11 protein-coding genes and 1 pseudogene are annotated in these 8541 nt (G+C 70.1%); 6 read left to right on the plus strand and 6 right to left on the minus strand.

Annotated features, from left to right (window positions below; genetic code table 11):
- Positions 1-36: 36 nt before the first annotated feature.
- On the plus strand, positions 37-192 hold the full coding sequence (locus J0670_RS02450) for a DUF6131 family protein (RefSeq protein WP_207809098.1): 156 nt from the start codon (positions 37-39) through the stop codon (positions 190-192).
- A 181-nt stretch (positions 193-373) separates the two neighbouring features.
- On the opposite strand, the gene J0670_RS02455 is transcribed toward J0670_RS02450, so the two are convergent.
- Complete coding sequence (locus tag J0670_RS02455; RefSeq protein WP_207809099.1) at positions 374-853, minus strand: hypothetical protein; 480 nt, start codon at positions 851-853, stop codon at positions 374-376.
- Between the two features lie 85 nt (positions 854-938).
- A complete protein-coding gene (locus J0670_RS02460; RefSeq protein ID WP_207809101.1) occupies positions 939-1493 on the minus strand; it encodes a hypothetical protein in 555 nt (184 codons plus the stop codon).
- Positions 1494-1731: 238 nt separating this feature from the next.
- On the opposite strand from J0670_RS02460, the gene J0670_RS02465 reads away from it, so the two are divergent.
- Positions 1732-3435, plus strand: coding sequence for a cytochrome bc complex cytochrome b subunit (locus J0670_RS02465; protein WP_374223053.1), 1704 nt, complete (start codon positions 1732-1734; stop codon positions 3433-3435).
- Here the strand turns inward: J0670_RS02465 and J0670_RS02470 are convergent.
- The 3 genes from J0670_RS02470 to J0670_RS02480 all read right to left on the minus strand — a co-directional run bounded on the left by J0670_RS02470 (position 3401) and on the right by J0670_RS02480 (position 6190).
- Complete coding sequence (locus J0670_RS02470; RefSeq protein ID WP_207809103.1) at positions 3401-3796, minus strand: cytochrome c oxidase subunit 4; 396 nt, start codon at positions 3794-3796, stop codon at positions 3401-3403. The genes J0670_RS02465 and J0670_RS02470 overlap by 35 nt on opposite strands.
- Positions 3793-5487, minus strand: a complete 1695-nt coding sequence (ctaD, locus tag J0670_RS02475) for a cytochrome c oxidase subunit I (RefSeq protein ID WP_207809105.1) — start codon at positions 5485-5487, stop codon at positions 3793-3795. Before ctaD ends, J0670_RS02470 begins: the two co-directional genes overlap by 4 nt.
- Positions 5488-5623: 136 nt before the next feature.
- Positions 5624-6190 carry a TetR/AcrR family transcriptional regulator gene (locus J0670_RS02480; RefSeq protein ID WP_279382929.1) on the minus strand — a complete coding sequence of 189 codons (567 nt, stop codon included), beginning with the start codon at positions 6188-6190 and terminating at the stop codon, positions 5624-5626.
- On the opposite strand from J0670_RS02480, the gene J0670_RS02485 reads away from it, so the two are divergent.
- Together J0670_RS02485 and J0670_RS02490 are read left to right on the plus strand one after the other, a co-directional pair.
- Entirely contained in the window at positions 6104-6577 is a 474-nt protein-coding gene (locus J0670_RS02485; RefSeq protein WP_207809108.1) for a M20/M25/M40 family metallo-hydrolase, read from the plus strand. The two genes, J0670_RS02480 and J0670_RS02485, sit on opposite strands and share 87 nt — an antisense overlap.
- A gap of 74 nt (positions 6578-6651) precedes the next feature.
- Positions 6652-6894, plus strand: a pseudogene (locus tag J0670_RS02490) (hypothetical protein); the annotation flags it as partial.
- Here J0670_RS02490 and J0670_RS02495 read toward each other — a convergent pair.
- Positions 6849-7604, minus strand: coding sequence for a hypothetical protein (locus J0670_RS02495; RefSeq protein ID WP_207809110.1), 756 nt, complete (start codon positions 7602-7604; stop codon positions 6849-6851). The pseudogene J0670_RS02490 and the gene J0670_RS02495 sit on opposite strands and share 46 nt — an antisense overlap.
- A gap of 252 nt (positions 7605-7856) precedes the next feature.
- On the opposite strand from J0670_RS02495, the gene J0670_RS02500 reads away from it, so the two are divergent.
- Positions 7857-8369, plus strand: a complete 513-nt coding sequence (locus J0670_RS02500; RefSeq protein ID WP_207809112.1) for a SigE family RNA polymerase sigma factor — start codon at positions 7857-7859, stop codon at positions 8367-8369.
- On the plus strand, positions 8362-8541 hold a 180-nt coding region (locus tag J0670_RS02505; RefSeq protein WP_207809114.1), incomplete at its 3' end, for a hypothetical protein. The genes J0670_RS02500 and J0670_RS02505, both read left to right, overlap by 8 nt.

The raw sequence follows: 8541 nt of genomic DNA on the forward strand, positions 1-8541 counted from the left end.
ATTCGGGTAACCGCGACCGTGCGATTGGAGGCCAACATGATCATCCTTGCGATAATTCTGTTGGTTGTCGGCTTCGTCACCGGCATCAGCATCTTGTGGTCGATCGGTATCGTCCTGCTGGTCATCGGCGTGATCCTGTGGATCCTCGGCAGCCTGGGTCATGCCGTCGGGGGCCGGCGTCACTACTGGTGAGCCGTCCGAACCGGTGACCCGTCCGAGTCGTGGCTGCCGCGCGGCTGGACGGGCCACCCGTATGCCACGGCCGCCGCAACGAGGCCCGGGCCGCCGCAACGAGGCCCGGGCCACCGCAACGAGGCCCGGGCCACCGCAACGAGGCCCGGGCCGCCGGCGCGGCCCGGGCTGCGTTCGCTGTTCAGCTGCTGAGCAGTCGGTTGAAGAAGGACCGGTACTGCTGGAGTGCCAGCCGGAGGTCCTCCGTCTGTACTTCCTCGCCGCGGTTCCACTGTTGTTCCAACCCGTGCTTGTGGTCGGCGAAGGAGCTCGCCAACCGCTGCATCAGGTCCGCGACAAGCCCGTCCGCCGCCCGTACCGCTTCCCGGGGGTCGTCGACGAAGTCGTTCTGGATCTCGCCCCAGCGCGACCTGAGCTCCTGCTCGTCCTCCGGCGCGAACAGCGGTTGTCGTTCCCGGTGCTCCTCGGACCCGGGCTCGCCGTGGTCGTCCCCACCGCTCTCCGGCGCGCGCCCGAACTCGGTGTCCGTGGCCTCTCCGGGGAAGAGCGGGCGGTCCTCCTGGCCCTCGCCTCTGGTCTCCTCCTGTGTCACCTTCTCCTCAGTCTCGCTCTCCTCACCCTCGCCGCTCGTGCCCGAGCGGGCCAGGTCCTCGGTGGTCAAGCTCTCTTCCTCGTCCGTGGGACGGTTCACGTGCGTCATCTCTGGTTCACCTCGTCTCTGTGTGGCGGCCACGAGGGGCGGCACCTCAGGCCGGGCCGGTGGCCGACTGGCCGTTGCCGAGCAGCTCGTCGAAGAGCGCGCGGTAGTGCACCATCGCGCCACGGAGCTCCTCGGTGGTCAACTTGCGATCGCCCAACCGTTCGTTGACCGTGTGGGCGGCTCTGAAGTGCTCCAGGGTGCGCCCGTGTTCGACGGACAGGTCACGCAGTTCCTGCTCGTAGTTCTCGGTCGGGTAACCGCGTTCGTGCATGACCACGGTCACGAGTCGATCGGCCTCGTGCACGGCCGACTCCGGCCGGTCGACGAATTGCTGCTGAACCCTGGTCCAGTCGCTGGCGTAGCGGCTTCTGGCCTCGGGCGGCAACGGTCTGATGTCCAGACGGTCATGGCGCTGTTCCCGATCGCGCAGGTCCCGTTCGGCCGCATAGCGGCTCGGCGAGCTCTGGACGGTGCGTTCGTACTCCGACCCGAAGCGTTCCCTGAGCCGACGGCGGCGTGCCAGGTACCAGGCGGCGGTGGCGAGCAGAACAACGACGACGGCTATCGGAACGATGATCGTGATGAGAGTCCCTGTTGACATTGGTCCTCCCTGAGTCCTGATAGCCGGCGGCTGCCCGGAATCCGTGGGGCGAAACGCGGGGACTCCGCCGGACGGATGCCAGGACGTCCGGGCGCGGGGCGCAGGGCGCGAGGAGCAAGGCCGAACCCCTGTGCCGGACCGCCGCATTGCGCCGTCGGAGTGTTATGCCACCGCGTGACGGCGCAGCCGCAGCGCCCGCCCGCCCCCGCGCGCGGGACCTCGCACTAGGTTGCCTCGCGTGGAGCCAACCAGGGTCACGAGCAAACCGTCGGCGGGGGAACGCGCCACCACCGTTCTGGACGGGCGACTGCCGGTCACGGAAGCGGGCCGGGAAATGCTGCGCAAGGTGTTCCCGGACCACTGGTCGTTCCTGCTGGGCGAGCTCGCGCTGTACAGCTTCGTCGTCCTGCTGCTGACCGGCGTCTACCTGACGCTCTTCTTCCAGCCGAGCATGAGCGAGGTCGTCTACGACGGCTCGTACCTGCCGCTGCGCGGCGTGCGGCTGTCCGAGGCCTACACGTCGACGCTGCGCATCAGCTTCGACGTGCGCGGCGGACTGATGGTCCGGCAGGTCCACCACTGGTCGGCGCTGCTGTTCGTCTCGGCGATCGGCGTGCACCTGCTGCGGGTGTTCTTCACCGGCGCCTTCCGCCGACCGCGCGAACTCAACTGGGTCATCGGAGTGACGCTGTTCAGCCTCGCGCTCCTCGAAGGGTTCTCCGGCTACTCACTGCCGGACGACACCCTCTCCGGCACCGGGCTGCGGATCGCCGAGGGCGTTCTGCTGTCGGTGCCGCTGCTCGGCACCTACCTCACGTTCTTCGCCTTCGGCGGAGAGTTCCCCGGGCACGTGATCGTCCCCCGGCTGTTCACCGTGCACATCCTCCTGGTGCCCGGCCTGCTGCTCGCGCTGATCGGGGCGCACCTGACCCTCGTCGTCGTGCTGAAGCACACGCAGTGGGCCGGGCCCGGCCGCACCAATCGGAACGTGGTCGGCATGCCCTTCTTCCCGCAGTTCATGGCCCGCAGCGCCGGCCTGATGTTCACGGTGGGCGGCGTCATGGCGCTGTCCGCCTTCCTCGCGGAGATCAACCCGATCTGGCGCTACGGCGCCTACCGGCCCGACACCGCCGGGGCCGGCGCCCAGCCCGACTGGTACATCGGCTTCATCGAGGGCGCCCTGCGGCTCATGCCCGCGGTGGAGACCCGGGTGCTCGGGCACACGCTGTCGTGGAACGTCCTCCTCCCCGCGGTGGTGCTGCCCGGGCTGATGTTCGCGCTGCTGTACGCCTACCCCTTCGTGGAACGGTGGCTCGACCCCGGCCCGGACGAGCACCACCTGTGCGACCGGCCGCGCAACAAGCCCACCCGCACCGCGCTGGGGGTCGCCGGAGTCGCGTTCTACGCCGTGCTGCTCATCGCGGGCGGCAACGACGTGATCGCGTTCGAGTTCGGCGTCTCCGTCGACGCGCTCACCAACGTGCTGCGCGCGGCTCTGGTCGTCCTGCCGCCCGTCTCGTTCGTGCTCACCCGCCGGCTCTGCCTGGCCCTCCAGGCCCGGGACCGCTCCCGCCTCCTGAACGGCGACGAGACCGGCCGGATCGACCAGTCCCTCGACGGAGGTTTCGAGGGCCACCACCGGCCCGTCCGGCCCGCCGAGCGGCAGGTGATGCTGGTGCGCGACGCGCCGACGCCACCGCCCGCCCCCGCCGGGGCGTCGCGCCGGGAGCGGGCACGGGCGGCGGCGAGCTCCTGGTTCTACCGCGACCGGGTCGAACTTCCCGCCACCGAAGGGGAGTCGGAGCAGGTCGCGGCCGTCCTCGCGGCCCCGCAGCACCCTCGCACCCCGGCCGAACGGATGCCCCGGCGGCCCGCGGCCGGTCCCTTCCGCCGCCTGCTGCGCTGGATCACGCGCCGTCGTGGTCGCGGTACTGGAAGATGAACCCGAACACGGCCAGCGCGAGGACCAGGGCGCCGACGACGACCAGCCACAGGGCGAACGCCAGCCCCAGCGCGAAGACCGTCACGCCCACCGCCGCGAGCACCGGGTAGCCGCTGCGGGCCGGGAAGAACCCGATCTGCCCCGCGGTCTCCGCGATTTCGGCGTCCTTGCGGTCCTGCGCCCTGCCGTGGCCCCGCCGCTGGTGCTGGACGAACCAGAACGAGGCGATCAGCGCCGACATCAGGAACGCCACCGCCAGGATCGCCTTGCCGGCGGGCTCTCGGGCCCAGAGCCCGTAGACGAGCCCGACCACGGCGAAGAACGCCGCCATGATGGAGAACAGCCACCCCTCGGCCTTCATCGGGCGTTCCCCCGCTTCCGCTCGTCACCGGACTGCCGACCGCCCCCGCCGTCCTCGGACGGGACCTCCGGATGGTGCAGGTCGAAGGCCGGCGACTCGGACCGGATCCGCGGCAGCACGTGGAAGTTGTGCTTCGGCGGGGGGCTGGACGTCGCCCACTCCAGGGACCGGCCCCAGCCCCACGGATCGTCCTGGGCGACCCGGACGCCGTGCCGGGTGGTGATCCAGACGTTGTAGAAGAACGGCAGGTTGGACACCCCGAGCAGGAACGCACCGCACGAGGCGAGCACGTTGAGCGCGGTGAAGCCGTCCACGTCCAGGTACGTCGCGTAGCGGCGCGGCATTCCCTGGGCGCCCAGCCAGTGCATCACCAGGAAGGTGGTCTGGAATCCCACGAACAGGCTCCAGAAGTGGACCTTCCCGACCCGCTCGTCGAGCATCTTGCCGGTCAGCTTCGGCCACCAGAAGTAGAAGCCCCCGAACGTCGCGAACACCACGGTCCCGAACAGGACGTAGTGGAGGTGCGCCACGACGAAGTAGCTGTCGGTGACGTGGAAGTCGATCGGCGGCGCCGCCAGCAGCACCCCGCTCAGTCCGCCGAACAGGAAGGTCACCAGGAACCCGACCGACCAGAGCATCGGTGTCTCGAAGGACAGCGAGCCGTTCCACATGGTCCCGATCCAGTTGAAGAACTTCACGCCGGTGGGCACGGCGATGAGGAACGACATCATCGAGAAGAACGGCAGCAGCACCTGGCCGGTGGCGAACATGTGGTGCGCCCACACCGACATCGACAGCGAGGTGATGGCGATGGTCGCGCCGATCATCCCGTAGTAGCCGAACAGCGGTTTGCGGCTGAAGACCGGGATGATCTCGCTGATGATGCCGAAGAACGGCACCGCGACGATGTAGACCTCCGGGTGGCCGAAGAACCAGAAGAGGTGCTGCCACAGCAGTGCCCCGCCGTTCGCGGCGTCGAAGACGTGCGCGCCGAACTTCCGGTCCGCCTCCAGCAGCAACAGGGCCGCCGTCAGCACCGGGAAGGCCAGCAGGACCATGATCGAGGTGAACAGCACGTTCCAGGTGAAGACCGGCATCCGGAACAGGGTCATGCCCGGCGCCCGCAGACAGGTGATCGTGGTGACGAAGTTGACCGAGCCGAGGATCGTGCCGAGGCCGGCCACGACCAGACCGAGCGCCCACAGGTCACCGCCCGTGCCGGGTGAGAACACCGGACCGTTCAGCGGCGCGTACGCGAACCAGCCGAACGCGGGCGCCCCCGTGGAGGTGAGGAAGCCGCTGAGGACCATCAGTCCGCCCAGCAGGAACGCCCAATAGGTGAAGGCGTTCAGCCGGGGGAACGCGACATCCGGGGCCCCGATCTGGAGTGGCATGATCGCGTTGGCGAAACCGGCGAACGTCGGAGTGGCGAACAGCAGCAGCATGATGGTGCCGTGCATTGTGAACATCTGGTTGTACTGCTGGTTCGACAGGAAACCGGTGTCGGGCCCCATCAGTTGAGCGCGCATCAGCAGTGCCATGAGGCCGCCCACCAGGAAGAAGCCGAAAGCCGTCGCCAGGTAGAGGTTTCCGATCACCTTGTGGTCCGTGGTGAACAGCCATCGCAGCAGCGTGCTGCCCTGCTGGAGTCGCGACCGCGCACGCCGCGCGGTGGTGACCGAAGAACCCATGGAACCTCCGCGGCGGATGCGATGGCGGTCGGACGCGGTGCTGCCGGATCACCGGGGTTACCGGGCCGGAGACCCTCCGCGACATCGGCGACCCTAGCGGCGGCCGATCAGGACCGGCGGGTTGCCACGCTGGAGTTCAGCCCTCCGGGAAGAACCGCTCGACGGCCGGTCGCAGCCGGACGGTCTCGAAGTCGTCGGTGGGCAGCGCGAGTTGTTCCAGGAGCAGACCGTTGATGATGGTCAGCAGATCCGCGGCGTCGGCCTCGGGGTCCGCGGATCCGGCCCCGCGCAGTTCGCGGGCGAAGGCCGCCCGCTGGGCGACCCCCCATTCGTTGAGGGTGTCCTGTAGCTGGCGGCGGCGAGCGACTTCCAGGAAGAACTCGTACCGGGCGATGCCGGAGTCCCGGTCACGGGCCAGGGATCCGGTCACGTACTGCACGATGCGGGTGATCCGCTGCGGGATGTCGACGTCCGGCAGCCGGTGGAACAGTGCCCGCACCTCCTCGATCTGCTGGGTGGCCAGACGTCGCAGGGCTTCGTCGAGCAACTGGTCGAGGGTGCCGAAGTAGTAGCGGGCGATGCCGTGGGTGGTACCCGCCTCCGCCGCGATGGCCCGGTGGGTCAAGGCGCGCGCGCCTTCCCGCGCCAGCAGTCGGGTCGCGGCGTCCAGGAGGGCTTCGCGACGGGCGACCCCTCGGTCCATCTGCGGCTCACGCACCGGCGTTGTCACGGAGTTCATAGCATCGTGCGGCAGGACCCCTGGCTGCGCGTCAACCCTCCGCGCATCGACTGGCCGATGCACTATCCGGGCGGGCGGACCGACCGGGATCATCCGCTCTGCCGAACAGTGCGGGCCGCTCGCGAGCGAGCGGCCCTCGGCACCTCGTTCGCCGGCCCGGGCGATGTGCTGCCGTTCCCCTCGGCCACCGATCTCGCCTGGTTCACCGCCGCCGGCATACCCGCGGTGGGGCTGGGGCCGGGCGCTCAGTCCATGGCACACGCCGTCGATGAACGGTGCGCGATCGACGAGATGGTCGCTGCCGCGAAGGCCTACGCGATGGCGGCGATCGAATGGTGCGGCGTGGCATGAACAACGGCACCGCCGAGCCCTCGCCGATCGCACCGTACACGGCGGTCGGATCGTCGACCATCGTCGTCCGGGGGAGGTGGGTGGTGGGGCGGAGCCACTCGCGGATGAACGGCTTCGGCAGGCCGCGGCGCCGCACCGGGAAGCGCGGCCGCGTCGTGGACTTCTGCCTCTGCCTGTCCGCCGCGATCGTCACACTGCGTGTGCTCCTCCGCCGCGCGGCCCCGCGCGACCGCGGGGATGGCCGCCCCACCACCAGGCGCCTGGGTAGCGCCTACTGGCGGGCGCCCTTGACCGTGGGCTGCGTCTTCTGGTTGTAGATCTCCTTGCCGTCCGCGTCGTAGGCATGGACGTAGGGGGCCGGGGGGACGGAGTTCCCGTTGTGGCCGGTGGAGATGGCCGCCGTGTAGGCGAACGCGCCGCCTGCCATGACGGCCGGGTACTGCGTGGGGTCGTCGCCGTAGCTGATGGTGACCTTGGCGACCTCGGGTGTGTAGTGCCCGGCGCCCAGCGAGAGGAACTGCCCGGCACCGGCCGGCGCGCTGAAGCTGTCGAAGTACTCGATCAGGTGACCGGTGCCCCACAGGCGGTCGTTGATGAACGTCGGAGGCACGGACATGCTGGTGCCCTTGTGGCCCTTCGACTCGCATTGCACGTACTGGTCGGCGGAGTTGACGGCGATGACCACGCCGTCGGTGTCCGACGAGGCGACGGGAGCGCGGACCGCGATCACCGCGTGGTACCGCGACGCGTCGGCACCCAGGCAGGAGGCCAGGATCTCGGCGACGGCCCCGGCCTCGATCGGGGCTGTCGCCGTGCTGGTGACGGTGAAAGCGGCCGGGGTGGCAGTCGCACGGGTAACGGGCGAGCTGCTGCCGTGGGCCGTGGCGGTGGGCGCACCGGAGGGCTTGCCGTGGGCCGTGGGGGTGGGCGTGGAGGTGCCGGTTGCGGCAGTGGCCATTCCCCCCGCGGTCGCGATGGCCGCGGCGGTGACGGTGGCGGCGATGAGCATGATCGGGCGGATACGCATGAATCCGTGTCCTTTCCTGCCGGCGTCCGGTTGATGCCAGCACCCCTGTACGCCTCCCGACGCCCGGCAGGTCTCACCCCGCACACGTGATCCAGGTCATAGGCCGTCGCTGCGACCCTGGGACGGCGCTCGTGCGTACAGGGCGGGAGGCTCCGCCCAGGACGCACGGCTCCACCGCCGCGCCCGAGGAGTGCCTCCTCGCGAGCCGCCTGTGCCGCGAGCTGACGGACAGTCCCGGAAGAGAGGCCCTTGATGACGCCACAGGAGTTCGACGCGTTCTACGCGGCGTCCTTCTCCCGCCTGACCGGGCAGCTCTACGCGCTAACCGGCAACTGGTCCGAAGCGCAGGACGTGGTCCAGGAGGCCTTCATCCGCGCGTGGGACCGAAGGCGCACCTTCGACCCGGGCAACGCCCCGGAGGCATGGATCCGGACCACGGCCCGGCGGCTGGCCCTCTCCCGCTGGCGACGTCTGGCCCGGGGCCTGCACTTGGCCGGACGCCACCACCGCCAAGAACCACCCACCGTCGAGCCGCCCACCGAGGAGCACCTGATGCTGGTCACCGCGCTCCGCGACCTGCCCGAGGCGCAGCGGAGCGCCCTGGTCCTGCACCACATGTGCGACCTCTCCGTCGAGCAGGTCGCGGCCGAGACCGGCGCCAGCCTCAGCGCCGTCAAGAGCCGCCTCGCCCGCGGCCGGGCCGCGCTCGCGGCCAGACTCGCCGACCAGACCCCGACCAGCGAGGAAGGAAAGCTCCGTGTCTGACCCCATCCACGACACCCTCGCCGACCGGCTGCGGCTGCTCGGCACGCAGATGCCCGCACCGACCCTGCCCGCTGCGGAGATCCGCCGACGCGCCGACCAGCGCCGCCACCGCCGGCACGCCCTCGGCGCGACCGCGGCCTGCACCGTAGCAGTCCTGTGCCTGGCTCTCCCG

The sequence above is a fragment of the Streptomyces sp. FH025 genome, from assembly GCF_017427025.1.
GTDB lineage: Bacteria > Actinomycetota > Actinomycetes > Streptomycetales > Streptomycetaceae > Kitasatospora.

Bases quoted from the DNA above. Each gene is read 5' to 3' on its own strand.
- J0670_RS02450 (WP_207809098.1), top strand. From the start codon at position 37: ATGATCATCCTTGCGATAATTCTGTTGGTTGTCGGCTTCGTCACCGGC.
- J0670_RS02460 (WP_207809101.1), bottom strand. From the start codon at position 1,493: ATGTCAACAGGGACTCTCATCACGATCATCGTTCCGATAGCCGTCGTC.
- J0670_RS02470 (WP_207809103.1), bottom strand. From the start codon at position 3,796: ATGAAGGCCGAGGGGTGGCTGTTCTCCATCATGGCGGCGTTCTTCGCC.
- ctaD (WP_207809105.1), bottom strand. From the start codon at position 5,487: ATGGGTTCTTCGGTCACCACCGCGCGGCGTGCGCGGTCGCGACTCCAG.
- J0670_RS02480 (WP_279382929.1), bottom strand. From the start codon at position 6,190: ATGGACCGAGGGGTCGCCCGTCGCGAAGCCCTCCTGGACGCCGCGACC.
- J0670_RS02495 (WP_207809110.1), bottom strand. From the start codon at position 7,604: ATGCGTATCCGCCCGATCATGCTCATCGCCGCCACCGTCACCGCCGCG.
- J0670_RS02500 (WP_207809112.1), top strand. From the start codon at position 7,857: ATGACGCCACAGGAGTTCGACGCGTTCTACGCGGCGTCCTTCTCCCGC.